The sequence below is a fragment of the Pseudomonas sp. SIMBA_041 genome (assembly GCF_046535095.1).
Taxonomy (GTDB): Bacteria; Pseudomonadota; Gammaproteobacteria; order Pseudomonadales; family Pseudomonadaceae; genus Aquipseudomonas; species Aquipseudomonas mucoides.
Genome location: NZ_JAWRXJ010000009.1, coordinates 76,095 through 102,082, shown reverse-complemented (window position 1 = coordinate 102,082; position 25,988 = coordinate 76,095). Strand labels below are relative to the sequence as shown.

The window sequence follows — 25,988 nt, the reverse complement described above, 5'->3', positions numbered from 1 at the left end:
GATTCAAGCCTCGGAAGGGGTTTGCTTGTAGTTGTAGCCGATCGGGTGAGGCAAGTTGCGCGCCTTGGCCAGTTCGATCTGCTTCTGCCGATCAATGGCACTGCGTCGGGTCTTCTCGCTCAGCGTATCCCAGCAATGCGGGCAGCTGATGCCGGCGACGTAATGCTCGGAGGCGCGGTCTTCAACGCTGATCGGCGTACGGCAGGCATGACATTGATCGTAGTCGCCTTCGCTGAGGTCATGCCGCACGGTCACGCGGTTGTCGAACACGAAGCAGTCGCCCTGCCATTTGGTTTCTTCCTGCGGCACCTCTTCGAGGTACTTCAGGATGCCGCCCTTGAGGTGATAGACCTCATCAAAGCCTTCGCTGAGCATATAGCTCGACGCCTTCTCGCAGCGAATGCCACCGGTGCAGAACATCGCCACCTTCTTGTGCACGGCCGGGTCGAAGTTGGCTTTGATGTAGTCAGGAAATTCGCGAAAACTGGTGGTTTTGGGGTCGATGGCGCCTTCGAAGGTACCGATCGAGACTTCGTAATCGTTACGGGTGTCGATCAACAACACTTCCGGATCGCTGATCAGCGCATTCCAGTCCTGTGGATCCACGTAGGTGCCGACCTTTTTGTTCGGGTCTACGCCTTCAACGCCGAGGGTGACGATTTCTTTCTTGAGCTTGACCTTGGTGCGGTAGAACGGCTGATCGTCGCAGTACGACTCTTTGTGATCGATGTCGTCCATGCGTGGGTCGTTCTTGAGCCAGGCCATCAGCCCGTCAATGCCTTCGCGGCTGCCGGACACGGTGCCGTTGATGCCTTCTTCGGCAATCAGCAGCGTGCCTTTGATGCCGTTGTCGACCATCGCTTGCAGCAGTGGCTCGCGCAAGGCGACGTAATCTTCCAGGGTGACGAACTTATACAGTGCCGCCACGACAATCTGTTGTGTCATGGGTATTTCTCCAGGTGGCTACCCTCGCAAAGGGTGAACCGGATAAAAAAAACGCGCCGGGTGAGCGGCGCGTTGCGGATTTTAGCAAGAAAGCAGCTTCGAGCGGTAAGCTTCAAGCGGCAAGTTGAAGCAGGTCGCCGTGATCTTGCAGCTTGCAGCTTGAAGCTGCTTTTTACTGCTTTCCTCCAGCACAGGTCGGCGAGGCCGGAGCCGCGTCGATCTGTGCCCATTCCTCAGGCGTGTAGGTATGCAGCGCCAACGCATGAAACTCGCCCATCAGCTCGCCGAGCGTGCCGTAGACTTTTTGATGACGCTTGACCCGGTTCAGCCCTTCGAACTGCTGGCTGACCACCACGGCCTTGAAGTGAGTCTGCAACCCACGACTGTGCATGTGGCTTTCATCCAGCACTTGCAGATGCTGCGGCTGTAACAGGCCCAGCGTTGATTCGATGCGTTGTTGCATGGTCATACCGAACTCCGCTTAAGGCTTTTTCTTGGCTGCTGGAGCCGCAGCGCCTTTCGGGTCCAGCTCGGCAGTCATGTCAGCCAACAGTTTGTTGACCACAGGTACCGCGCTTTCCAGCTTGGCTTGAGTCATCTGGGCCGATTGCTGAGTCAGCTGCGGCATTTTTTCCAGGACTTTCTTGCCCAGCGGCGACTGGTAGAACGCTACCAGGTCTTTGAGCTCGGACTCGGTGAAGTTGGTGGTGTAGAGCTTGACCATGTCCGGCTTCAGCTTGTTCCAGCCAATGGCTTGGTCCAGCGCGGCGTTGGCTTTGGCTTGATACGTTTCCAGCAAGGCTTTTTTCGATTCAGGGGCTTTGGTCTGTTCAAAGCGCTGAGCGAACATTTGCTGTACTTGCATGTACACCGGAGTGCCCAATTTGTCAGCGTGCGCCAGAGTCAGGAAAGCTTCGGCACTGGCGTTGTGGCTGGCGGTATCGGCAAAAACTGGGCCGCTGGCGCAAACCAGTGCAACCGCGGTACAGATGGCACGAAGACGAGTCATCGAGTTTCCTTTTCTAGCAGGCGAGGTAAAACCCCAAGGGCGTCCATTCTGCGCCTAAAAAAGTGTGTCGCTCAACCCCAAGCCTTGTCAGGCCTGAATTAGAGGGGTTGAAGAGGCAAAAAACCTTCAGATGGAACCACGGCCGGCGATCACGGCCTAAACTGCGCTATCAGCCCTACAGGAGTGTGCATTGATGAGCCGTATCGAAACCGACAGCCTTGGCCAGGTGGAAGTCCCGGATGAAGCTTACTGGGGCGCTCAGACGCAACGCTCGCTGATTAACTTCGCCATCGGCAACGAAAAGATGCCGCTGGCGGTGCTGCACGCTTTGGCATTGATCAAGAAAGCGGCGGCGCGGGTCAACGACCGTAACGGTGATGTGCCCGCCGACATCGCCCGGCTGATCGAACAGGCCGCCGACGAAGTGCTCGATGGCAGCCATGACGACCAGTTCCCGCTGGTGGTCTGGCAGACCGGCAGCGGCACTCAAAGCAACATGAACGTCAACGAAGTGATCGCCGGCCGCGCCAACGAACTGGCCGGCAACCCGCGCGGTGGCAAGTCGCCGGTGCATCCCAACGATCACGTCAACCGCTCGCAAAGCTCCAATGACTGCTTCCCCACCGCCATGCACATCGCGGCGGCCCAAGCCGTGCAACAGCATTTGCTACCGGCCATCAGTGAACTGTCGGGCGGGTTGGCCGAGTTGGCGGCGCGCCACATGAAACTGGTCAAGACCGGCCGAACGCACATGATGGACGCCACGCCGATCACTTTCGGCCAGGAAATCTCGGCGTTTATCGCGCAACTGGATTACGCCGAACGGGCGATCCGCAGCGCACTGCCAGCCGTGTGTGAACTGGCCCAGGGCGGCACCGCCGTTGGCACCGGGCTGAACTCGCCCCACGGTTTTGGCGAAGCGATTGCTTCCGAGCTGGCGGCCCTTTCCGGCCTGCCCTTCATCACCGCACCGAACAAATTCGCGGCGCTGGCCGGTCACGAACCGCTGACGACTCTTTCGGGGGCGTTGAAGACCCTGGCGGTGACCCTGATGAAAATCGCCAACGACTTGCGCCTGCTGGGCTCCGGCCCCCGCGCCGGTCTGGCCGAGGTTAAATTGCCGGCCAATGAACCGGGCAGCTCGATCATGCCGGGAAAGGTCAATCCGACGCAGTGCGAAGCGCTGTCGATGCTGGCCTGTCAGGTGTTGGGCAATGACGTCGCCATCGGCTTCGCGGCGAGTCAGGGCCATCTGCAATTGAACGTGTTCAAACCGGTGATCATTCACAACCTGCTGCAATCGATCCGCCTGCTGGGGGATGGCTGCAGCAACTTCCAGCAGCACTGCATCGCCGGGCTTGAGCCGGACGCAGAGAAAATGGCTGAACACCTGGAGCGTGGGTTAATGCTGGTGACAGCACTGAATCCGCACATCGGTTATGACAAATCGGCGGAGATTGCCAAGAAGGCGTATGCCGAAGGGCTGACCTTGCGGGAAGCGGCATTGCAGCTGGGGTATCTGACGGATGAGCAGTTTGAGGCCTGGGTAAGGCCGGAGAATATGCTGGAGGCTGGGGCCAAAGGTTAAGTTTTACAGTGTCAGTTAGATTGCTATCGCGAGCAGGCTCACTCCTGCAGGGGGATCGCCATTTCCTGTGGGAGCGTGGCTTGCCCGCGATGAACGATGACGCGATTAACCTGCTGCCATCCGGACCTTACGAGCCTTGAGCCCCGCCATCAACGAAGGCCCCAACGCCACCAACGCCGACCCCAACACCACCAGCACCGCCCCGCCATACCCCAGACCGTTGATCGTCTCGGCATGCACATAATCGGGCCACAACCACGCGGCCACGGCCACCGCGACAAACGTCACCAACGGCGTGATCGCCAGCGTCGCACTCACTCGTGAAGCTTCCCAATGGGCCAGCGCTTCGGCAAACGCGCCATAGGCAATCAGCGTATTCATGCAGCACGCCAGCAGCAGCCAGCCTTGCAGCGGGCTCAATTGCAGCGCTTCAAGCGGATGCACCCACGGTGTCAGCAACAACGCGCAGAACAGGTAGATCACCATCATCACCTGCAACGAATTCCACACCGTCAGTAATTGCTTCTGCCCCAAGGCATAGAAAGTCCAGACCGTGGACGCCAACAACACCAGCAGCACGCCCGTGGTGTATTCGGTCAACGAAGTGAGCAACTCGGCCAGGCGCTGATTGAAGAACAGGGCGAAACCGATCAGCAGCACCAACAGGCCAATCCCCTGCCCCACGCTGAAACGCTCCTTGAACACAAACAGACTGGCGATCAGCAACATGATCGGGCCCATCTGCACCACCAGTTGCGCGGTGCCGGGGCTGAGCAGGTTCAAACCCATCAGGTACAGCACGTAGTTGCCGACCAGACCGAGCACCGCCATCAACACCAGCCAGCCACCTCGCGGGCCGAGGACTTTGCGCGTTGGCAAACGTTTGGTCGCGGCCAGATACACAAACAGGCAACCACCGGACACAATCAGGCGAAACCAGGTGACAGTCACCGGGTCCATCACCAACAGCACTTGCTTGAGCTTGATCGGCAGGATTCCCCACAACAGCGCAGTCAACAGGGCCAGAAACAGACCGTAAACCCAGCGACCGGATGAAATGTGCATGCGAACCCCAACAGCCTGATGGCGAGAAACACCATTCTAGGCGCAGCGGCGTCTGGCACACAGGGACAGTTGGCGAGTGGACGCGAATGAAACTGTGCAGGTCGCAGCGGCCGTCGATCAGTTGGCCGGGCACAGTCGGAGGTTCGTGCATAAGCTCACGGTATTCCCCCCAGGAGATCGCCATGTACGGCATGCGCGCCAAGGACAACGCCCCCGCGATGCACTTTCGCAGTGACCGGTTGTGTCGTGTGAATGGGGAACTGTATTTCAGTACTCGGGAAAATACGCTCGAAGGGCCGTTTGATAATGCCGAGGCGGCGGCGCGGGAGATTCAGGCGTATATCGAGCGGATGCAGATTTTAAGGGCCCGCCGTTAGACCGAGGCGCTGCCTTCGCGAGCAGACTCACTCCTGCAATTGAAATGCGATCAACTGTAGGAGTGAGCCTGCTCGCGATAGCGATTGATCAGGCGACACCGTTTTGCGAATTTAACGCACCGCCTCAAACAACCCCGTCGCGCCCATCCCGCCACCCACGCACATGGTGACGACGCCATAACGCAAATTGCGTCGCTGCAACTCCCGCACAAGATGCCCGACCTGACGCGAACCGGTCATGCCGAACGGATGCCCGATGGAAATCGAGCCGCCATTGACGTTGTACTTCTCGTGATCGATCTCCAGCCGATTACGGCTGTACAGGCACTGCGAAGCAAACGCTTCGTTGAGTTCCCACAGGTCAATGTCGGCCAACTGCAAGCCCTTGGCCTTGAGCAACTTCGGCACCGAGAACACCGGACCAATGCCCATTTCATCCGGTTCACACCCGGCAACCGTGAAACCACGGAAGAACGCCTTGGGCTTCAAGCCCAGTTCCAGGGCTTTTTCCAGGCTCATCACCAGCGTCATCGACGCGCCGTCGGACAGTTGCGACGAGTTGCCTGCCGTGACCGAGCCGTCTTCGGCAAACACCGGTTTCAAACCGGCCAGGCTTTCCAGCGTGGTGTCCGGGCGGTTGCAGTCGTCGCGATCGACGATGCCATCGAGGATTTGAATTTGCCCGGTGGCCTTGTCTTCGACCCGGTACTTCACCGCCATTGGCACGATTTCATCATCGAACAGACCGGCGGCCTGAGCCTTTGCCGTGCGCTGCTGACTTTGCAACGCATACAGATCCTGCGCTTCGCGGCTGACGTCGTAGCGACGCGCGACGATTTCGGCGGTCTGGCCCATCGGGAAATAGATGCCAGGCACCTGCTCTTTCAGCAGCGGGTTGATCAGGTTGTCGGTGTTGACGCTTTTCATGGTCAGGCTGATGGACTCGACGCCACCGGCAACGATGATGTCGCTGCAACCCGACGCAATCTGGTTGGCGGCGATGGCAATCGCCTGCAAGCCCGAGGAGCAAAAGCGGTTGAGGGTCATGCCGGCGGTGCCGATGCCCAGACGCGACAACACGGCCACGTTGCGCCCGATGTTGTAGCCCTGCGCGCCTTCGTTGGAGCCCGCACCGACAATGCAATCCTCGACGCTGGCCGGATCGATGCCGGTACGCGCCAACAAGGCATCGACACAATGGGCCGCCATGTCGTCCGGACGGGTCTGGTTGAACTTGCCGCGAAAGGATTTGGCCAGGCCGGTCCGCACGCTGTCGACGATCACCACTTCACGCATGGCATACCTCATTGTTGTTGTCGGTTGAGAGTGGACCGAGCATAAGTCCACCTCATAACCGACCGCGACAATCATTCACCCCGCGTATGCGTAACCATCGCCTCAGTTCTTGTGCTGCCTGGCCTTCTTGTCGGACTTTTCGAACGCGTCCTCCAATGCCCGATTGATCGTGCGCAGGACTTTGACCCGCGCCCAGCGCTTGTCATTGGCTTCCACCAGGGTCCAGAGCGAGATTTCGGTGCTGGTGCGATCGACCATGTCGCCGACGGCGGCGCGGTAAGCGTCCCATTTTTCGCGATTGCGCCAATCGTCTTCGGTGATCTTGAAACGCTTGAAGGGAATTTCTTCTCGCGCCTGAAAACGCTCCAGTTGGGTCTGCTTGTCGATGGCCAACCAGAACTTGACGACGATGATGCCCGAATCGGAAATCTGCTCTTCGAAGTCGTTGATCTCACTGTAGGCCCGCAGCCAGTCTGCTGGCGGACAGAGCTCTTCGATGCGCTCCACCAGCACCCGCCCATACCAGGACCGATCAAATACCGTGAACTTGCCCTTGGCCGGCAGGTGGCGCCAGAACCGCCACAGATAGGGCTGTGCCCGCTCCTCTTCAGTGGGTGCGCCAATTGGCACGATGCTGTACTGACGCGGATCGAGCGCCGCCGCGACTCGCCGGATCGCCCCGCCCTTGCCCGCCGCATCATTGCCTTCGAACACCGCCACCAACGCGTGCTGACGCATGCGTTTATCGCGCATCAGACCGGAGAACCGCGCCTGCTCGGTAATCAGCTGTTCTTCGTAATCTTCCTTGTCCAGCTGCTGGGTCAAGTCGAGGCTGTCGAGCAGGTTGATCTGATCGATATGGATCGGCAGCGGCGCGGCGTTGACCTTGTCGGGATGGACCTTGGGTCGCTTGAGCGCATTTTGCAGGCCTTCGAGCAGGATCTTGCCCACCGCCAGGCTGCGATAGTGGGGGTCCGCCCCTTCAATCACATGCCACGGCGCGTAGTCGCGACTGGTGCGACGCAATACACGCTCGCCGTACTTCACGAATTTGTCGTAGGTCCGGGATTGCTGCCAGTCCAGCGGACTGATGCGCCAGCTGTGCAGCGGATCGTCGGCCAGGGCCTTGAGGCGTGCCTTCATTTGCTTTTTGGAGAGGTGGAACCAGAACTTGACGATCAGCGCACCTTCGTCGCAGAGCATTTTTTCAAAGCGCTCGGACTGGTTGATCGACTGATCGAGCACGGCATCCTTGAACAGGCCATGGACCCGGCCTTGCAGCATCTGGCTGTACCAGTTGCCAAAGAAAACCCCCATGCGGCCCTTGGCCGGCAACATCCGCCAGTAACGCCAGGCCGGTGGCCGCGCCAGCTCTTCGTCGGTCTGCTGGTCGAAGGTGCGGACTTCAATCAGGCGCGGGTCCATCCATTCGTTGAGCAGCTTGACCGTCTCGCCCTTGCCGGCGCCTTCGATGCCATTGATCAGGATGATCACCGGGAAACGTTGCTGCTGCTGAAGATCGAATTGCGCTTCCAGCAAGGCTTCGCGCAGCGCCGGCACCTCGGCGTCATAGGTTTCTTTGTCGATGGCGTGACCGATTTCGGCGGATTCAAACATGGACGGCTCCCTTTCCTGATTGAGCAAGACTAGCGGATTGACCTCCCTTGCGGGGGAGAAATCCCTCACCTCACTGCCGGAACAGTTTCGTGTAGCAGCTGCCGAAGGCTGCGTTCGACTGCGTAGCGGTCGTGAAACCTGAACTCGTTATTTACCTGAAAAAAACCCATGGCTCGATTTTGCGACCGCTGCGCGGCCGAACGCAGCCTTCGGCAGCGGCTACAAGTATCCCGTGCCATAGATCAAGCATCCCCCCGGCGATCGGCTAGAATGGCGGCCTTGCCGTTGCCGAGCCTGCCATGAAACCTGTATTGCCTCACGCCCAACTCGACTGGGACGACCAGGGTCGCCCGTATTCGCGAGTGTTCGATGACGTGTATTTTTCGGACAAATCCGGTCTTGAAGAAACCCGTTACGTGTTCCTCGAACAAAACAATTTGCGTGAGCGATTTGCGGCGTTAGCGGACGGTGGCCGCTTGGTCATTGGCGAGACCGGCTTCGGTACCGGGTTGAATTTTTTGTGTGCCTGGCAATTGTTTGAGCAACACGCGGTGGCGGGTGCGCGACTGCACTTTGTCAGCGTCGAAAAGTACCCGTTGAACGCACCCGATTTGCAACGAGCCCTGGCGTTATGGCCGGAACTCAAACCGTTCGCCGATCAACTGCTCGCGCAATACGTGGCAATCCATCAAGGCTTCCAGCGTCTGGTCCTGGACAACGGCCGGATCACCCTGACGCTGCTGATCGGCGATGCACTGGAGCAGTTGCCGCAACTGGACGCGCAGATTGACGCCTGGTTTCTCGACGGTTTCGCCCCGGCGAAAAATCCCGACATGTGGACCGCCGAACTGTTTGCCGAACTGGCACGGCTCGCAGCGCCAGGCTCGACCATCAGCACATTCACCAGCACCGGTTGGGTGCGCCGTTTGCTGAATGCGGCGGGCTTCAAGATGAAGCGCACGCCTGGCATCGGCCACAAATGGGAAATCCTGCGGGGCGTGTTTCTCGGTTGGCCTGAAGACAGCGCCGCACCCGTTACGGCAAAACCCTGGTTTGCTCGCCCGACGCCGCTGGACGGCGAACGTCATGCGCTGGTGATCGGTGCCGGACTGGCCGGCTGCGCCACGGCCGCGAGTCTCGCTGCACGGGGTTGGCAGGTCAGCTTGCTGGAGCGTCACGACGCGCTCGCGCAAGAAGCCTCAGGCAATCCACAAGGCGTTTTGTACCTTAAGCTGTCGGCCCATGGCACGGCTTTGTCACAATTGATTGTCAGCGGTTTTGGCCACACCCGTCGGTTGCTGGAGCATTTGCAGCGCGGTGTCGACTGGGGCGATTGCGGTGTACTGCAATTGGCCTTCAGTACCAAGGAAGCGGAACGTCAGGCGCAGTTGGCGGCAGCGTTTCCCGAAGACCTGCTGCACCTGCTTGATCGCGAAACAGCCGAGCGTCGCGCCGGTGTCGCGCTGCAATCGGGCGGCCTGTTTTACCCCGAAGGCGGTTGGGTGCATCCACCCGCCCTGTGCCACTGGCAAGCCGGGCATCCGAACATCCGGATTCTGACCCATCGTGATGTGCTGGAGCTACGCCGTGTCGACGGGCAATGGCAAGCGTGGGATGGCACATCATTGCTGGCCGATGCTCCCGTGGTGGTGCTTGCCGGCGCCGCCGAGATCAAGCGCTTCCCCTACAGCAGCGAGCTGCCGCTCAAACGAATTCGCGGGCAGATCACCCGCCTGCACCAGACACCTGAAAGCCAAAGCCTGAGCACCGTCGTGTGCGCCGAAGGGTATGTCGCTCCGGCACGTTTGGATGAGCACACCCTCGGCGCGAGTTTCGATTTCAATAACGATGACCTGACCCCCACAGCTGCCGAGCATGCCGGCAATCTGCACATGCTCGAAGAAATCTCGATGGACCTGGTCGCGCGACTCGGTGCAGACACCTTGCAACCAGAAGCACTTGAAGGGCGCGCAGCGTTTCGCTGCACCAGCCCGGATTACTTGCCGATTGTCGGCCCCTTGGCCGACAGCCAGGCATTTGCCGACGCCTACATCGCCCTGAGCAAGGATGCCCGGCAAACTCCGGACACCCCTTGCCCATGGCTGGACGGTTTGTACGTCAACAGCGGTCACGGTTCACGGGGGCTGATTACTGCGCCGTTGTCGGGCGAGTTGCTGGCAGCGTGGCTGGATGACGAGCCGCTGCCATTACCCAGAGCCGTGGCTGAAGCCTGTCATCCAAACCGCTTTGCCTTGCGGCGTTTGATCCGGGGTCAGTGAAACCGCTCAACCGTCCGCCAGAGAGCAAGTGCCCAGCTCCACCATTTTCATGACGTCCTCGGTCAAGCGCTCGAAAACGGCATTCTCCGCCGTTTCTTTTTCGGTCTTGATCACCGATACCTGACTGAGATAATCGGCCGTCGTCAGGCTCTCGGCCTTATCGAATACCGCTTGCAACTTTGCCGGATACGTCCCGCTGACCGATGCGAATCGTCCAGAGTAATGGCGACTCAGGTAATCCGTCCAAAACGGCTGACGGATCAAAAACCGTTTTAACTGCGGTGACAGCTCTGCGCTTTTAATTTTGCGTTCCGCAATGTCGAGATCGGTCTGCTTCACACCGCTCAAAGAGGCATAGCGCATGTGTGTGGGTTGTCCCGGCAAGTCCAGAGTGTTGGCCAACCCGGTTCGATAGGCGAGGCTGACTTCCAGCGGATCAGCCTTGAGGTCCTGCCTGATGTGGCTTTGAGCGAGCTTCTCCAGTTCCTCAAGCCGAAATAGACCTCGCCCAAGCTTCAACAAACCTGCTGCCGTAGAACGCAAACTCCCGACGGGATTGATCGCCTTGTCCACTTCCGTGGCCACTTCCAGATGACTGAAGTTCATTGCCGCCGAATCCGTGCAGTTGATTGGATTGGCAGCCAGTTCGAACACCTGCTCGCGCAGCAACGTATTGGCCTGGGCGGCGTCCAGCACGCTCCAGACTCGTCGGGTCATGTCCTCGCGCACATATTCGGCATCCGCGGTGTCTCCCAGTTCGGCCAGTAATCGAAACAGACCATCAGATGCCGGGACGTCCTTGAATGCCGTCCATGTTGCAGCCCGCGCGGGCGACACCCACTCCTCTGGCAACCAGAGTTCTCGCGCCTGTTGCTCGTTCAAGCGGGCAATGTCGTCTTCGAGATACCCCATGCCGACGCCGACCCGTTCACGAAATTGCCCAAGGCGGGACTGGCTATCGTCCGATAGAGGGTTATGCCGCAAGTTGAGTGTTTCGCTCAACCGCCGGGTGCTGCTGAACAACCAGTCCGGCAGGTCCTTGATCTCATTGTCGCGCAGATCAACTCGCTCCAGATTGGGTAAGCGCGCGAGGTTTTTCGGTAATTCAGTAGCCCGGGTGTCGCGCAGTGACAGGTAACGCAAATCAAACAGCCGGCCAACATCCAGCGTTGCGCCGAGTCGGCGGTTTCCAGTCAGGTTGAGGGTTTCAAGCGTTCGCATACCGTTCAACTTCTTCAAGGTCTGCTCGGTCAATTGCAAATCGTTGTTCGCCAGGCTGAGGTGTTTGAGCGTCGGCATCTGCGAAAGAATTTCCGGCAGCAATGTCAGTTTGTTGGCATCCAGCACCAGGGATTCAAGGTTTCTGAACGCCTTGAGGAAGTACGCCACATCGTTATCCAGCTCCATGTCCTTGAGCGACAGGTATTGCACGTGATCAAAGGTGACCTCGGGTGGCAAGATCGGAAGCTTGCCAACGCGCATCTTGTCCAGACTCAAACCCGGTACCGAAGTCGCTTTTTCATTGCGCATGAAAAACAGACGACGCCAGCTGTTTTCCATGATGTCGGACACTTGCAAGCGACTCTGGCGCCACTCGCTGGGGTTCTCGGTCGGTGACCTCGGATCGATCTCCTCTGCGCGCCAGGCGCGGAGCGTACTTCGCAGCTTTTTCAACGCCTGCTGTCGACTTCTGACCTCCTTCGCTCGCACCAAGTGGTCGCTACCCAGTCCCTCAAGCAATGCCCGGGCCTGAGCGTCGGTCAGCAGCGGGTAAAGCTTTCTGACCTTGCGAACCAGCGCTCGAGGGTGAGTCGTTCCGGGCACCGGTTCATCGGCTTGCAGGCACTCGCCGGACGAAGGCGGATCTTCAATTGAGGCACCTGACTACACTCGCTCGGCGATGGCTCTACTCTCAACGCCCTTGCCCAGCAGATCGACACTCAATTGCCGCGCATCGTTGTCCCCGATTCCGGCGACGCCCATGGCCGTGCGTTGCTCCAGGGGAAGCGCGCGCAAGATCGCGCTGTAGAGGCTGTTGGCCCCCAAAGCGGCGCCAAGCGATTTCCCATCGCTGCCGAACGCTTCGTGTCCGCTGGCAGTGCTGATGATGACGCGTTTGAGCGCAGCGTTCTCGTTGCCCACGCTGGCCGACAAGGTACCGGTGGTAGAACCCTCTCGGAGTTCAATCCGCACATCTTTGCTCCAGCCACCCAGGCGGGAAAGCAACGGTATGGCCAGCTTCCGCGTGTCGGCCTCCGCAATTTCGGGTAACGAAAACCCGGCCAGCGCCCGGTCCAGACGGATATCGGCCAACACTTGCCGGACGTTTTGCGCCAACCCCATGGGAATCCGCCCTGTTGCTCGCAAGCCAAGGCGTTCGGCACTGCTAGAGGCGGCGATCAACTCCTGCGCCAGACCGGCGGGAAGTTCGGAAAAGACGCTGCGTACTTTTTGCACATCGCTGACGATGCTCTGGTCATGCCGTTGATACAGGTGCTTGAAGACGGATCTGCGATCAGCCTTCACCGCCGCTCCGATTTTCCTCGCAAGCAATCCGCTCTCTGTACCTTTGACGATGGGCTTGCCCAGCAATGCATCGACCTCACTCTGATACAGCCCGGCCACCACCGTATCCAGCAAATCGCCCCTGGCCAACTGCGCCTCGGTCACTACGATACTCAACTCTTCGTCCGGGACCAACGTCGTTGGCGGGTACATCGCGGTGATCTTGCGCTCGTTATCGAGCACTTCAATATAACGGTCTGCTGGCCAACCCGGCAGGGATGGCAAGGTATGCAGTTGCTCCAGGGCATACTCGGCACGTCGTGTATCACCTTTCTCCAGGTCTGCAATGAAATCGGTCAGCCGCTGCTCGAGACGAAAACGCGCGACGCTATCCTTGAACCGCGCAGGCAACCCTCTGTTTTTGTCAGCCAGATGATGCAGTCGCGCGAACGGGGTGTCGGTGATTTTCCGTATATCTTCCAGCCGCCACTCATCGAGTTCGGCCAACCGCGGATCGATGCGTTTCAAGGCATAGACACCGCTGCTCCAAGTTTCGGATTGTTCATGAGCAAAGCGCCAACCGCCCTCACCGATTTGCTCGACAACCGGTGAAAAAGCGCCGCGGCGGGCAGGATGGCTGACTCGCCATGCGTCCAGAACCTGATCGAAGGTAATCTCATAATTCGCATCGTCGATCCTGATGAAACGCTGGGGACCGACGTGATAGATGCCCTCGGCATCAGCGGTGCCCCCCACTGGCGGCGTTCGTCGGTAGGGCGCCCCGTCCGACAACCAGAGCCGGGGGTTGCCTGCCGAATTCTTTACGGCGGTGAACCGACTGAAAAATTCCGGATGCTGCTCGACAGTCCTCCTGACCAGTGAACCGATGGCTTTGGTGCCCGCCGCAAATGCCGCCATCATGGCAATGTTTTCTGCAACGTTGAGCAGGTGGGCCATTGCCCCGGCCTTGTCGCCATGGCGCCAGTCTTCAATACCGTCGTAGACCTCGCCCAACAGTTGTCCAACCGCAAGCCCCATCATCAATTGCCCCAGCACCGGAACAAATAACCCGGCGATGTTGGCGATCAGCAGGCCTGCTTCTTCGTATGCTTCCAGACGGTTCTGACGCGAAACGGCGTCAACATCCGCCGTCGGCACAGCCAGGATCAATGCATCACTCTGCATCTTCGTGACATGGCTCTGGTAAAGGAAATTGAACAGCGTCACCAGAATGGGAGACGCCTGCAGGTTCATTGCCTTCTTTTGTGTGACAGAGGTGTAGAAATTGGTTTTGTTGCTTTCATCGATGTAGCTGGCGAAAAAATCCGCGTAGGCACGATCCTTCAGCTGTCGGTACAAATAATACTCGAACAGGGCGAAGGTGCTGTATTCGTATAACGGCCGGGTTGGCTCGTTCGGCATGTACACGACACACCCGTCGATCGGATGATCCGTTAGCGCTCGTTTTGAGAAGATGACCACTCCCCAGACACAGGTTCCGAACAACTCCAGCCCTTGCGTATGAACCGGTAAATCCTCGTAGAGAATGGCCTTCACGCCCGCAGCGTCGCCTGCGCCGCTGTTCAACTCCAGGCTTTGCAACATCTGAAACGCCGAGTCACCAATGTCGCCTTTCAATAGCGCCGTATGAGCGTCCACCTTGAGCGCACTCAATTTCAGCCGGCGGATGTCCAGCCCTACCGCGGCAGGTTTGAAGGTGGTCTCGAAATGAGTCTGGTAGCGCTTCCCCAAATCCAGATCGCGACACACTTTGGCAAATGCCATGGGCGTCAACCGGCGCAAACCCTCTGGCGTTGAAACCAGACGTACAATCGCGCCTGGAGGGAAGCCATTCTCAGCCGTTTCGTCCTCGGTGAAGTTATGCATTGCAGCCTGTAACAAGCTGCGTTGGGCGATCACTTGCTGTTTGGCTACATCATCGGTCGCGGTGGAACCGGGGCAACCGCAATCGAATCCCGGTAGCTCGACGGCGTCTTTTTCAACGTCGAACGCCACAGCGAATTGCGTCGTCAGCGCTTCCGTCAATTCAGTGCGACAGAACTCGTACAGCGGCTTGAGCGCATCAAGTGTCGGCTGAACCTTGAGTTGACAGACCTGCAGCTCACGCATGGCGCTGGCAAGCGCGGCGATCTGCTCGGGTGTGGCGTCGGTCAGCCACTTGGGCAAGGTCTTTTGAAGCGTTTCGGCACTGTCCAGATCGCCAGTCATGTCGATCAAAGCCGATAGCTGATCTGAATCCGTGAATGGCTTGACAGCCGGGTTGACGGGGTCCTTGTCTGACATTCGCAATGTTCCTTATTGCAAGCGGGAGAGTCCCTAAAGTAGCCCCTTCAATCGTCAATGAATAACCAGAAAACCTCGTGTATTCAGTTGCTTAAGCAGCAGCATTTTCAATGCGTCGCATCAATATGTACCGCACACCTCCAGCTCTTTTCGGGTAAGGCCGTCCGGTTCACTGCGGCGGCTTATTACTTATCGATCTAAAACTCCCACGGTCCCACCGGGTCAGTTTCTGAGTACCCGCCGTTTTGGCCGGGTATCGATTGACCCTCCCCAACGGAAAAACCGGTAAGGATTTTATGTGCGGATTAGCTGGCGAGTTACGCTTTGATCATCAACCTGCGGACCTCGCGGCCGTTGAACGAATCACCCATCACCTGGCCCCTCGCGGCCCCGATGCGTGGGGTTTCCATGCCCAAGGGCCGATTGCGCTTGGTCATCGTCGGCTGAAAATCATGGACCTGTCGGACGGTTCGGCGCAGCCGATGGTCGACAATCAATTGGGCTTGTCCCTGGCCTTCAACGGCGCGATCTACAACTTTCCGGAATTGCGCACCGAGCTCGAAAGCCTTGGTTATGCCTTCTATTCCGGCGGTGACACCGAAGTACTGCTCAAGGGCTATCACGCCTGGGGCGAAGCCTTGCTCCCCAAGCTCAACGGCATGTTTGCCTTCGCTATCTGGGAGCGCGATGCCCAGCGCCTGTTCATCGCCCGCGACCGTCTCGGCGTCAAGCCGCTGTACCTGTCGCGCACCGGCCAGCGCCTGCGCTTTGCCTCGGCACTGCCGGCGTTGCTCAAGGGTGGCGACATCAGCCCGATACTCGACCCGGTGGCGCTCAATCATTACCTGAACTTCCACGCCGTGGTCCCGGCACCGCGCACCTTGCTGGCCGGCATTGAAAAACTGCCGCCAGCCACCTGGATGCGCATCGAAGCCGATGGCCGCACCGAGCAGAAAACCTGGTGGACCCTGCCCTACGGCCCTCGCGCCGACGAAATGAACCTGACCCTGGAAGACTGGCGCGACCGGGTGCTCGACAGCACCCGAGATGCGGTGGCGATTCGTCAACGGGCGGCGGTCGATGTCGGCGTACTGCTATCGGGCGGCGTCGACTCGAGTTTGCTGGTCGGGCTGTTGCGTGAAGTCGGCGTGGAAAACCTGTCGACCTTCTCCATCGGTTTTCAGGATGCCGGCGGCGAACGCGGCGACGAGTTCCAGTATTCGGACCTGATCGCCAAGCACTACGGCACTCAGCACCATCAATTGCGCATCGACGAAAAAGAGATCATCGAGCAACTGCCTGCTGCGTTCCGCGCCATGAGCGAGCCGATGGTCAGTCATGACTGCATCGCTTTTTATCTGCTGTCCCGCGAAGTGGCCAAACATTGCAAAGTGGTCCAGAGCGGCCAGGGCGCGGACGAGTTGTTCGCCGGGTATCACTGGTATCCGCAAGTCGACGGCGCCGCCGATCCGTACGCCGCCTATCGCGAGGCATTTTTCGACCGCAGCTATGACGATTACGCCGCCACGGTGCAGCCGAAATGGCTGACAGCGAATGACGCCGCCGGTGACTTCGTGAAGGAACATTTCGCACAGCCCGGCGCCGATGCGGCGGTGGACAAAGCCCTGCGTCTGGACAGCACGGTGATGCTGGTGGACGACCCGGTCAAACGCGTCGACAACATGACCATGGCCTGGGGCCTGGAAGCACGCACGCCGTTTCTCGACTATCGACTGGTGGAGTTGTCGGCCCGTGTGCCGGGCAAATTCAAACTGCCGGACGGCGGCAAGCAAGTGCTCAAGGAAGCGGCGCGCCTGGTGATTCCGGGTGAAGTCATCGACCGCAAGAAGGGTTACTTCCCGGTGCCCGGCCTCAAGCATTTGCAGGGCGATACGCTGAACTGGGTGCGCGAACTGCTGCTCGATCCGAGTCAGGATCGCGGTCTGTTCAACCCGGCGATGCTCGACCGTTTGCTGACTGACCCGCAGGGTCAATTGACTCCGCTGCGCGGCTCCAAGCTGTGGCAACTGGCGGCCCTGAACCTGTGGCTCAGCGAGCAAGGAATCTGATCGATGAAACCCCACGCCACGGCTTATAGCCAACGCTTGTTGCGCGGCCAGACACCGTCTTATGAACGCTTGCAGGCGCGTCTCGCCGAAGACGGCAGCGAACTGAGTGCGGAACCGATTGCCGTGCATTGCGGCTGGGGCCGGTTGCTGATCGGGCACACTTTCCCCGATCCGGCCAGCCTCGCCCAGGAGTTGCTCAATGAGCAACCGGGCGAGCGCGACATTGCTTTATACGTTGCCGCGCCGCAGCAAATCCTTGGATTGGAACCGGCCCAGCTGTTTCTCGACCCGTCCGACACCTTGCGTTTGTGGTTCAGCGATTACCGTCAAGCCACTCGTGTGTTTCGCGGCTTCCGCATTCGCCGGGCACAAAGCGATGCGGATTGGCAGGCGATCAATCAGTTGTATCAGGCGCGCGGCATGTTGCCGATCGATGCAAACCTGCTGACCCCGCGACACTTGGGCGGACCGGTGTATTGGCTGGCCGAGGACGAAGACAGCGGCGCGATCATCGGCAGTGTCATGGGCCTCAATCACCACAAGGCATTCAACGATCCGGAAAACGGCAGCAGCTTGTGGTGCCTGGCGGTCGATCCGCATTGTTCGCGGCCGGGCGTCGGTGAGGTGTTGGTGCGGCATTTGATCGAACACTTCATGAGCCGTGGGCTGAGTTACCTGGACTTATCGGTTCTACATGACAACCGACAAGCAAAAAGCCTTTACGCCAAGCTCGGTTTTCGCAACCTCTCGACCTTTGCGATCAAGCGCAAGAACGGCATCAATCAGCCGCTGTTCCTTGGGCCCGGTCCGGAGGCGGACTTCAATCCGTATGCGCGGATCATTGTCGAGGAAGCCCTTCGCCGCGGCATTGATGTGCAGGTCGATGACGCCGATGCCGGCCTGTTCACCCTCAGCCATGGCGGGCGCCGGGTGCGTTGCCGCGAATCGTTGAGCGATCTGACCAGCGCCATCAGCATGACCTTGTGCCAGGACAAGAGCCTGACCCACAAAGCGCTCAAGGCCGCAGGTTTGAACCTGCCTTCGCAACAACTGGCCGGCAACGCCGATGACAACCTGGCATTTCTCGATGAGCACGCGCGGGTGGTGGTCAAACCGCTGAATGGCGAACAAGGCCAGGGCGTTGCCGTGGACCTGCGAACCATTGAAGACGTGCAGCAAGCCATCGAAGCCGCCCGCACGTTCGACAGTCGAGTGCTGCTGGAAAGCTTTCACGAAGGCCTGGACCTGCGGATTCTGGTGATCGGATTTGAGGTGGTGGCGGCGGCGATTCGGCGACCGGCGGAGGTGGTTGGCGACGGTCAGCATTCCATCGGCGCATTGATCGAAGCCCAGAGTCGACGGCGACAGGCAGCCACCAGTGGCGAGAGCAAAATACCGCTCGATCATGAGACCCAGCGCACGTTGCACGCCGCGGGTTACGACTACAACAGCATTCTGCCGGCGGGTGAGCATTTGTTCGTACGGCGTACAGCGAATCTTCATACGGGCGGGGTGCTGGAGGACGTCACGGCGATTCTGCATCCGACGTTGGTCGATGCAGCGGTGCGGGCGGCCCGGGCGCTGGATATCCCGATGGTCGGGCTCGACTTGATGGTGCCGGCGGCCGATCAGCCGGAGTATGTGTTTATCGAAGCCAATGAGCGCGCCGGTCTGGCCAACCATGAACCGCAGCCCACGGCTGAGCGGTTTGTGGATTTGTTGTTTCCGCATAGTCAGCCGGCGGTCTAGCTCCTTCTTGATCGTTCCCACGCTCTGCGTGGGGATGCCTCATCGGACGCTTCGCGTCCGCCCTTGTGACGCAGAGCGTCCCTCGCTGCATTCCCACGCAGAGCATGGGAACGATCAGCTCTTCACTCATCAGGAGTTTCCATGACCACTAAAATCCCTGAACCGGATCTCAACTACCTGCAAAAAGTCCTGCTGGAAATGCTCGCCATTCCCAGCCCCACCGGGTTCACCGACACCATCGTGCGCTATGTCGCCGAGCGCCTTGAAGAATTGGGCATCCCCTTCGAAATGACCCGTCGCGGGACTATCCGCGCCACCCTCAAAGGCAAGAAAAACAGCCCCGACCGTGCGGTGTCCGCGCACCTGGACACCATCGGCGCGGCGGTTCGCGCCGTGAAAGACAACGGACGCCTGACTCTGGCACCGGTCGGTTGCTGGTCCAGTCGTTTTGCCGAAGGCAGCCGGGTCAGCCTGTTTACCGACAACGGTGTGATTCGCGGCAGCGTGTTGCCGCTGATGGCTTCCGGGCACGCCTTCAACACCGCCGTGGACGAAATGCCGATCAGTTGGGATCACGTCGAACTGCGCCTCGATGCCTATTGCGCCACCCGCGCCGACTGCGACTCGCTGGGGATCAGCGTCGGTGACTTCGTGGCCTTCGACCCCTTGCCGGAGTTCACTGAAAGCGGTCACATCAGCGCCCGTCACCTGGACGACAAGGCCGGCGTTGCGGCGTTGCTCGCGGCGCTGAAAGCCATCGTCGACAGTGGCGAGGAGTTGATGATCGACTGCCATCCGCTGTTCACCATCACCGAAGAAACCGGCAGTGGCGCGGCGGCCGCGCTACCGTGGGATGTCAGTGAATTCGTCGGTATCGACATTGCGCCGGTCGCGCCCGGCCAGCATTCCAGCGAACACGCGGTGAGCGTGGCGATGCAGGATTCCGGCGGGCCTTATGACTATCACTTGTCGCGGCATTTACTGCGCCTGGCCAGTGACAACGAATTACCCGTGCGCCGCGACCTGTTCCGTTATTACTTCAGCGATGCGCATTCGGCGGTGACGGCTGGACACGACATCCGCACCGCCCTGCTCGCCTTTGGTTGCGACGCCACGCACGGTTATGAGCGTACGCACATCGACAGCCTGGCGGCGTTGAGTCGCTTGCTCGGCGCCTACATCCTGAGCCCGCCGGTGTTTGCCAGTGACGCGCAACCAGCGAAGGGGTCGCTGGACCGGTTCAGTCATCAGATCGAACATGAGACGCAGATGGAAAGTGATACGCGGGTTCCTTCGGTGGACAGCCTTGTCGGGCAGCGCTCCGATAGCTGATCCCGACATTTGTATTGCCTGCTCGCGAGGGGACAGGCCTGGCAACACATCAGCCCGAGGCTAGCCGCGACCGATCATTCGCCGTAGCATCCCGACATTGTTTTAGCCGAGGTGCCTATGCTGATTCCCTACGACCAACTTGAAGTCGACACCCTCACCCGCCTGATCGAGGATTTCGTGACCCGTGACGGTACGGACAACGGCGATGACACACCGCTGGAGACCCGTGTATTGCGGGTTCGCCAGGCATTGACCAAAGGTCAGGCACTGATCGTGTTCGATCCGGAAAGCGAGCAGTGCCAGTTGATGCTCAAGCACGATGTACCCAAGCACCTGTTCGACTGAACGGCTCAGCGCCCCTTGGTCTTGGCCAGTTTGACCTGGATGCGCTCATAGACCTCGGCGCGATGCACATTGACGTTCTGCGGCGCCTCGACGCCAAAACGCACACTGTTGCCGCTGACGTTGAGGATACGCACTGAAATGTCATCACCGATGGAAATCATCTCGCCCACAACGCGACTGAGTACAAGCATGGTATTGGTCCTTGAAGATTGCCGGCCCTTGAAGATGCCCGGCGTTTAGCGGGTCTTCAATGCGATGGCGGCAAATCAGTCCAGCCCTACAGCTCTGGAAGAACCCTCCTGACGGAAGCGTCCGACAAATTGTTTTAATGCAGGACCGATCCTTCAGGATGCGGAAAAGCGCGGGCCAAACAGAATGACGCTCGCGCCGATCACGCACAGCGCTACGCCGATCCAGTCCGAGCCCAGCGGTCGAATCCGCTCGACCACGGCCAGCCAACCAATCGAGGCAATGATGTAGATCCCACCGTAGGCCGCATAGGCGCGCCCGGCGTAGGTGGCTTCGACTCGGGTCAGTAGCAGCGCGAACAAGGTCAGGCTGAGCAACGCAGGCAGCACCCACAAGACGCTTTTGCCTTGGCGCAGCCACATCCAGAACGCGAAGCAGCCGGCGATTTCGAAGAGCGCCGCGAGGAAAAACCACAGGTAATTGAGCATGCAGGTGTCTCGTTAGAGTGACCGATGGCGGCCACCCTAACGACGCGGTTGCCTACGGGCAAGATCAGCCTGCGCTTTGTTTGGCCTTGGCGCGCATTTTGTCGGCCATGAGGGTCATTTCGTTGTAGAGCAGTTGCGGGTTTTTCTGCTTGATCGCCCAGGCCATGCGGCCCTGCTCGTGCGGCAGGATCATGAACTCGCCAGCAGCCACCTGGTTGTATATGTAGTCGGCAATGTCGGTGGCGGTAATCGGCGAACTTTCCAGCAGTTTGCCGACCTGGGCTTTCATCGCCGGAGTCGGGCCACGGAAAGAGTCGAGCAGGTTGGTCTGGAAGAACGACGGGCAAACCACATGCACGCCCACTTCCTGTTGCGCCAGTTCGATCAACAGGCTCTCGGACAACGCCACCACGCCGGCCTTGGCCACGTTGTAGTTACTCATCGCCGGGCCTTGCATCAGGGCAGCCATCGACGCGATGTTGATGATCTTGCCTTTACTTTTCTCCAGCAGCGGCAGGAACGCCTTGCAGCCCTTGACCACCCCCATCAGGTTTATCGCGATCTGCCAGTCCCAGTCTTCCAGCGACAGTTCACTGAAGAAGCCGCCGGACGCGACACCGGCGTTGTTAACGATGACATCGATGCCGCCGAGCTTCTCTTCGCAGGCCTGGGCGAATGCGGTCAGCTGGCTGTAATCGCGTACATCGCAACGCTGGATAAAGCCATCGCCACCGGCGTCGCGAACCAGCTTCAAGGTTTCTTGCAGGCCGGGTTCGCTGACATCCGACAAGGCCAGTTGCCAGCCTTCACGCGCCCAGCGCAGCGCGATTTCGCGACCCAGGCCCGAGCCCGCGCCAGTGATCATCATGCGATTTTGCATAGCAAACAGCCTTGTGGTTCCGGGAAAGATGCGCTGAGTGTAGCGAAGGTCCTTGCCCGACCCACGCTCCATCAGATTGCTGAATGGCCCGAACAAACCGTGGGCGCGTGTGGTTCAACTAATCCTGGAAAAAACGAAATAAACAGGCCTTCGAAAAACATTAAAAAAACATGGAATTTTCCGACTCACGCACCAGTCGGACGTTGTAAGCAGCTTGAATTAATAACCTTCCAGCTGACCGTTAAAAGACAGGTCAATCCAGAACACTTCCAACAAGGAAATAATAGACATGGGCACAATTCTGATCGTTATTCTGATCCTCTTGCTGATCGGTGGTCTGCCGGTTTTCCCACACTCCAGAAGTTGGGGTTATGGCCCGTCGGGTATCATCGGCGTCGTCCTGGTAGTGCTGTTGATTCTGCTCTTGCTTGGCAGGATCTAACGGATATAACGAATTAACGGACAAAAAAAGAGGCCCTTGAAAAAGGGCCTCTTTTTATTGCGCCGAAAACTTAGTCCGGCTTGCCGTCCACAACACCCGCGGTGTTGTCGAGCAGGCTCTTGGTCGCGGTTTGCAGGAACGACTCAAGCTTGAGCTTCAACTCGGCAGTGCGTGGATCGTTCGGCACGATCTCGGCATGCGGCTTCGCGCCCAGTTCATAGCGGTACATCTTTGGCTCCATTTCCTTCTCTTTCGGCAACACCAGAATCTGGTCAGCCGTGAGAATGGCCGTGGTCTGTTCGCTGCCTGACGGCTTGATCACACCAAAACCGGTGTCGCCTTCCGGCAGGTTGAGCAGGTCGCGCCCCCAGCACTGATGGCGCACTTCGCCACCGATACGCCCCATGATGGTCGGCACGATGTCGATCTGAGTGCCCACGGTGTGGTCACGCTGGCCGAACTTTTCCTGGATACCCGGTGCAATCATCAGCATCGGCACGTTGAAACGGCCCAGGTCCATTTCGGTGATTTGCTGCTCGTTACCGAAACCGTGGTCACCCACGATCACAAACAGGGTCTCCTTGAAGTACGGCTCTTTACGCGCTTTCTCGAAGAACTGACCCAACGCCCAGTCGGAGTAACGCATGGCGGTCAGGTGTTCGTTGAGGCTGCCGCGATCGGTCACGCGCTCGACCGGCAATGGCGTCGGCAAGGCGTACGGCGTGTGGTTGGACAGCGTCTGCAGCAGGGCATAGAACGGCTTGCCGTTTTCCCGGGCCTTGAGCTCTACCAGGCCACGGTCGAACATGTCCTGGTCGGACACGCCCCAGGTCGGATCGGAGAACACCGGGTTGACGAAGTCGTTACGACCGATGAAGTTGGTCATGCCCTGGTTGCTGAAGAAGCCCGACTGGTTATCCCAGGCGAAATCACCGTTGTAGACGTACACGTCGTCGTATTTTCGGGCGCTGAGCAACTGTGGCAGGCCGGACAGTTTGTGGCTGCCTTCCGGGGTCTGCATCAGGTATTCGAAACCCGGCAGGTTCGGGAAGCACGCCATGGTGGCGAACATGCCCTGGTGGGTATGGGTGCCGTTGGAGAAGAAGCGGTCGAACAGCAGGCCTTCCTTCGACAGTTTGTCGAGGTACGGCGTGATGTTGCCCGGGCCGCCCAACGCGCCGACCGAGTGACCGGCCATGCTTTCCATCAGGATCACGACCACGTTCTTGATCGGCAGGGTCTTGTCGGCCGGTGGTGTGTAGTCACGACGCACGGCGGCTGTTTCAGCATCCACCAGTTTTTCGTCTTTCATCACCAACATGTCACGCACGGTCTGCTGAGCCAGAGGCTGCGGCAGTGTGGCTTTCCAGATGTTGTCGCGATCTTCGGAGATCCGGCTCTTGGCCGCCGCGATCAGCGACAGCGTGCCGTTGAGGCCCAACTGGTTGGCGAAGTTCGAGTCGGTGGTGTAGACGTCACCCCAACGCAGCGGCGGTCCCTGGCGCAGGGTGCCCCGAGCGGCGACCACGCAGACCAGCAGACAGACCACGAACACGACGCCTCGCGCATACCAGGGGGCGATCTGACGCGTGCCGATGCTGCCGCCACTGAACGGGCCACGAGGCCGGGTCGCACGGTCGGCGCCCTTGAACGCCAGGGTCAGGATCAATGTGCCAAAGGCCCACGCCAGCAGATAGCGAACCACCGGGAAACCGTACCAGAGCATGCTCATCACGGTTTTCGGGTCTTCCTTCACGTACTGGAAGACCAGGCCATTGAGGCGCTGGTGGAACTCGCGGTAGAAGTCCATCTCCATCAGCCCGAGGAACAGCGCGATGCTCGACGCAATGGTCAGCCAGAACCGGAAGAACCCGCGAGCAGCCATGGCCCGCGCGCTGAACAGCGCCAGCAACAGCGGAACGCTGAGGTAAACCACCAGGCGCAGGTCGAAACGCAGGCCGTTGGCGAACGCTTCAAGGAAAGTCGAAGCCGGGGTGTCGAGGATCATCGAGCGGTTGTAGACCAGCAGCGCAACACGCAGCAGGCTGAACATGACCATCATGATCAAGGCACATAGCAGCGTGTAGGCCAGATGCGATTTGACGGTCGGTTGCAGCAGGCGACTAGAAGCTCGCTGCTGATTCAGGGCGTCCGGGTTTGCCATGTCGTTTAAGGACCCATTGGAAGTTGAAGTTTCAAAAAATACAGCGGCGCCCTGCCCTCTATTGACCATTGCTTGGCCCCGGGGCTTGCGCGATGCGCAAATGTTGCACCATCACCCGCCTCATTGCCATTGATTACTGTTTGGCTGACAGATGCGGGCGGATTGTCTTGGAGGCTTTGTGAAAATTTTGTGCAACGCATATCCGGAAACACAATAAAGCCGCGCACGGCTGAAAACGCAAACGCCCCGAACCAGTCGGGGCGTTTTGCTGAACGACGCTGTAATTACTTCTCGGCGCGTTCTTTCAGGGCTTTCAGGGTATTGAATGGTGCATCGACCACGAACTTGTTGGCAATCATCGATGGCACGCTGCCGCCTGGCTCGGTGTGCACCTGATAGGTCACTTCGACCTGGTCACCCTTGGGCACGAACTTCCAGAACCCGTCGACTTTGGCGACGCGCACGAAACCTTTTTCTTCCGGAATGTATTTCGGTACACCTTCGAGCTTGCGGGTCATGCTTCCATCGGCGCCTTCAACGGTGGTGATGTGCAGCACCGAATCACGTGCCGTGACGGGCCACGGGGTATTGAATTGGGTATAGGTCCAGCTCTGGTCGCCTTCGTGCTTGAGCGACTTCTGCATTTTGCAGTCGTGAATCCAGGCACAGGCACCGGACGCGTCTTCTTGCAGAGCGCGCAGTTTGGCGACGGTGGTCTTCATCAAAGTGACGCCCTGATAGGCCTTGTAGTCCGAACCCGGTACTTCGGCCAGAGAGATCTTGATGCCGTCTTCGTTCTTGGCGACCTTCCAGTCTTCGGCCTGGGCAGCCGTAGCAGCCAGAACCGCAGTCAATCCACACAACACAGCGATACGATGCAGTGAACCCATGGTTTTATTCCTTATTGTTGAAGTTCCGTTGGTTGAACACATCACGCCGCCGTCATTTGCTCCCACCATCCCAGCAATTTGATCGCCTCGTCACTGCTACTGCCGCAGACTTCGATATCGGCTTCAAAAGCCGAACAGACTGCGGGGCGTTCGGGTTTGCCGAAGATGCTGCACAAGTTATCGACCGAAAGTTGCACGCAACGTTCGCCAGCGGCTTTGCCATGGGGCATACCGGGAATCGGTGAACTGATGGAAGGGGCAATGCAACAGGCGCCACAGCCTTCACGGCATTTCATGACGACGAGCTCCTCACGAGGTGTGATGTGTAAAAGGACAGGGCACAGAGTAACCGCTAAAACAGTTGTTTAAAATTACCCGGACCGGGGTTTTTTCATTCAAATCCGTGTGACTGACCAGTCTCCGACAAAGCGTCTGGCCAGCGGCTCACGGATGGG

General features: G+C 59.0%; 22 protein-coding genes. 8 read left to right on the top strand and 14 right to left on the bottom strand.

Annotated features, from left to right (window positions below; translation table 11 throughout):
• Positions 1-3: 3 nt before the first annotated feature.
• From SB725_RS21915 to SB725_RS21905, 3 genes are all read right to left on the bottom strand, one after another.
• Positions 4-945, bottom strand: a complete 942-nt coding sequence (locus SB725_RS21915; protein WP_027924099.1) for a rhodanese-related sulfurtransferase — start codon at positions 943-945, stop codon at positions 4-6.
• Between the two features lie 172 nt (positions 946-1,117).
• Positions 1,118-1,414, bottom strand: a complete 297-nt coding sequence (locus SB725_RS21910) for a BolA family protein (protein ID WP_059182364.1) — start codon at positions 1,412-1,414, stop codon at positions 1,118-1,120.
• Positions 1,415-1,426: 12 nt separating this feature from the next.
• Positions 1,427-1,954, bottom strand: a complete 528-nt coding sequence (locus SB725_RS21905; RefSeq protein WP_027924097.1) for a DUF2059 domain-containing protein — start codon at positions 1,952-1,954, stop codon at positions 1,427-1,429.
• A 193-nt stretch (positions 1,955-2,147) separates the two neighbouring features.
• Here SB725_RS21905 and SB725_RS21900 point away from each other — a divergent pair, with 193 nt between their 5' ends.
• Positions 2,148-3,542, top strand: coding sequence for a class II fumarate hydratase (locus SB725_RS21900; RefSeq protein WP_027924096.1), 1,395 nt, complete (start codon positions 2,148-2,150; stop codon positions 3,540-3,542).
• Positions 3,543-3,647: 105 nt separating this feature from the next.
• Here the strand turns inward: SB725_RS21900 and SB725_RS21895 are convergent, their stop codons facing one another.
• Positions 3,648-4,607: a DMT family transporter gene (locus SB725_RS21895; RefSeq protein ID WP_027924095.1), complete on the bottom strand. Its 960-nt coding sequence runs from the start codon at positions 4,605-4,607 to the stop codon at positions 3,648-3,650.
• 182 nt (positions 4,608-4,789) lie between these two features.
• Between SB725_RS21895 and SB725_RS21890 the strand changes: the two genes are divergently transcribed.
• Positions 4,790-4,984 carry a DUF6316 family protein gene (locus SB725_RS21890; protein WP_027924094.1) on the top strand — a complete coding sequence of 65 codons (195 nt, stop codon included), beginning with the start codon at positions 4,790-4,792 and terminating at the stop codon, positions 4,982-4,984.
• A gap of 111 nt (positions 4,985-5,095) precedes the next feature.
• Here the strand turns inward: SB725_RS21890 and SB725_RS21885 are convergent, their stop codons facing one another.
• Together SB725_RS21885 and pap are read right to left on the bottom strand one after the other, a co-directional pair.
• Positions 5,096-6,280 carry a thiolase family protein gene (locus tag SB725_RS21885; RefSeq protein WP_194940692.1) on the bottom strand — a complete coding sequence of 395 codons (1,185 nt, stop codon included), beginning with the start codon at positions 6,278-6,280 and terminating at the stop codon, positions 5,096-5,098.
• Positions 6,281-6,382: 102 nt separating this feature from the next.
• Positions 6,383-7,897 (bottom strand): polyphosphate:AMP phosphotransferase, encoded by a 1,515-nt coding sequence (pap, locus tag SB725_RS21880; protein WP_027924092.1) that lies wholly within the window; start codon positions 7,895-7,897, stop codon positions 6,383-6,385.
• A 299-nt stretch (positions 7,898-8,196) separates the two neighbouring features.
• Between pap and mnmC the strand changes: the two genes are divergently transcribed.
• Complete coding sequence (gene mnmC, locus SB725_RS21875) at positions 8,197-10,176, top strand: bifunctional tRNA (5-methylaminomethyl-2-thiouridine)(34)-methyltransferase MnmD/FAD-dependent 5-carboxymethylaminomethyl-2-thiouridine(34) oxidoreductase MnmC (RefSeq protein WP_410922578.1); 1,980 nt, start codon at positions 8,197-8,199, stop codon at positions 10,174-10,176.
• 6 nt (positions 10,177-10,182) lie between these two features.
• Here mnmC and SB725_RS21870 read toward each other — a convergent pair whose 3' ends face one another.
• Together SB725_RS21870 and SB725_RS21865 are read right to left on the bottom strand one after the other, a co-directional pair.
• Complete coding sequence (locus SB725_RS21870) at positions 10,183-11,736, bottom strand: NEL-type E3 ubiquitin ligase domain-containing protein (protein ID WP_410922577.1); 1,554 nt, start codon at positions 11,734-11,736, stop codon at positions 10,183-10,185.
• Positions 11,737-12,060: 324 nt separating this feature from the next.
• Positions 12,061-14,985 (bottom strand): dermonecrotic toxin domain-containing protein, encoded by a 2,925-nt coding sequence (locus SB725_RS21865; protein WP_410922576.1) that lies wholly within the window; start codon positions 14,983-14,985, stop codon positions 12,061-12,063.
• A gap of 296 nt (positions 14,986-15,281) precedes the next feature.
• Between SB725_RS21865 and SB725_RS21860 the strand changes: the two genes are divergently transcribed.
• The 4 genes from SB725_RS21860 (at position 15,282) to SB725_RS21845 (ending at position 20,480) form a co-directional block, all read left to right on the top strand.
• The gene (locus SB725_RS21860) at positions 15,282-17,054 is read left to right on the top strand and encodes an N-acetylglutaminylglutamine amidotransferase (RefSeq protein ID WP_059182359.1); all 1,773 of its coding nucleotides are present in this window, start codon (positions 15,282-15,284) and stop codon (positions 17,052-17,054) included.
• 3 nt (positions 17,055-17,057) lie between these two features.
• A complete protein-coding gene (gene ngg, locus SB725_RS21855; RefSeq protein WP_410922575.1) occupies positions 17,058-18,803 on the top strand; it encodes an N-acetylglutaminylglutamine synthetase in 1,746 nt (581 codons plus the stop codon).
• Positions 18,804-18,944: 141 nt separating this feature from the next.
• Positions 18,945-20,135, top strand: a complete 1,191-nt coding sequence (locus tag SB725_RS21850; RefSeq protein ID WP_059182357.1) for an osmoprotectant NAGGN system M42 family peptidase — start codon at positions 18,945-18,947, stop codon at positions 20,133-20,135.
• 117 nt (positions 20,136-20,252) lie between these two features.
• Complete coding sequence (locus tag SB725_RS21845; protein ID WP_007945785.1) at positions 20,253-20,480, top strand: YheU family protein; 228 nt, start codon at positions 20,253-20,255, stop codon at positions 20,478-20,480.
• A gap of 5 nt (positions 20,481-20,485) precedes the next feature.
• Here SB725_RS21845 and csrA read toward each other — a convergent pair whose 3' ends face one another.
• From csrA to SB725_RS21830, 3 genes are all read right to left on the bottom strand, one after another.
• Positions 20,486-20,671, bottom strand: coding sequence for a carbon storage regulator CsrA (csrA, locus tag SB725_RS21840; protein WP_027924086.1), 186 nt, complete (start codon positions 20,669-20,671; stop codon positions 20,486-20,488).
• Between the two features lie 153 nt (positions 20,672-20,824).
• The gene (locus SB725_RS21835; protein ID WP_059182356.1) at positions 20,825-21,157 is read right to left on the bottom strand and encodes a YnfA family protein; all 333 of its coding nucleotides are present in this window, start codon (positions 21,155-21,157) and stop codon (positions 20,825-20,827) included.
• A gap of 64 nt (positions 21,158-21,221) precedes the next feature.
• Complete coding sequence (locus SB725_RS21830; RefSeq protein WP_027924084.1) at positions 21,222-22,037, bottom strand: SDR family oxidoreductase; 816 nt, start codon at positions 22,035-22,037, stop codon at positions 21,222-21,224.
• 283 nt (positions 22,038-22,320) lie between these two features.
• On the opposite strand from SB725_RS21830, the gene SB725_RS21825 reads away from it, so the two are divergent.
• A complete protein-coding gene (locus SB725_RS21825; RefSeq protein ID WP_172825980.1) occupies positions 22,321-22,479 on the top strand; it encodes a DUF3309 family protein in 159 nt (52 codons plus the stop codon).
• Between the two features lie 70 nt (positions 22,480-22,549).
• On the opposite strand, the gene SB725_RS21820 is transcribed toward SB725_RS21825, so the two are convergent.
• The 3 genes from SB725_RS21820 to SB725_RS21810 form a co-directional block, all read right to left on the bottom strand.
• Positions 22,550-24,643 (bottom strand): LTA synthase family protein, encoded by a 2,094-nt coding sequence (locus tag SB725_RS21820; protein WP_059182355.1) that lies wholly within the window; start codon positions 24,641-24,643, stop codon positions 22,550-22,552.
• Between the two features lie 284 nt (positions 24,644-24,927).
• Positions 24,928-25,533, bottom strand: a complete 606-nt coding sequence (locus tag SB725_RS21815) for an START domain-containing protein (RefSeq protein ID WP_027924082.1) — start codon at positions 25,531-25,533, stop codon at positions 24,928-24,930.
• Between the two features lie 41 nt (positions 25,534-25,574).
• Positions 25,575-25,829: a YkgJ family cysteine cluster protein gene (locus SB725_RS21810; protein WP_027924081.1), complete on the bottom strand. Its 255-nt coding sequence runs from the start codon at positions 25,827-25,829 to the stop codon at positions 25,575-25,577.
• Positions 25,830-25,988 lie beyond the last annotated feature (159 nt).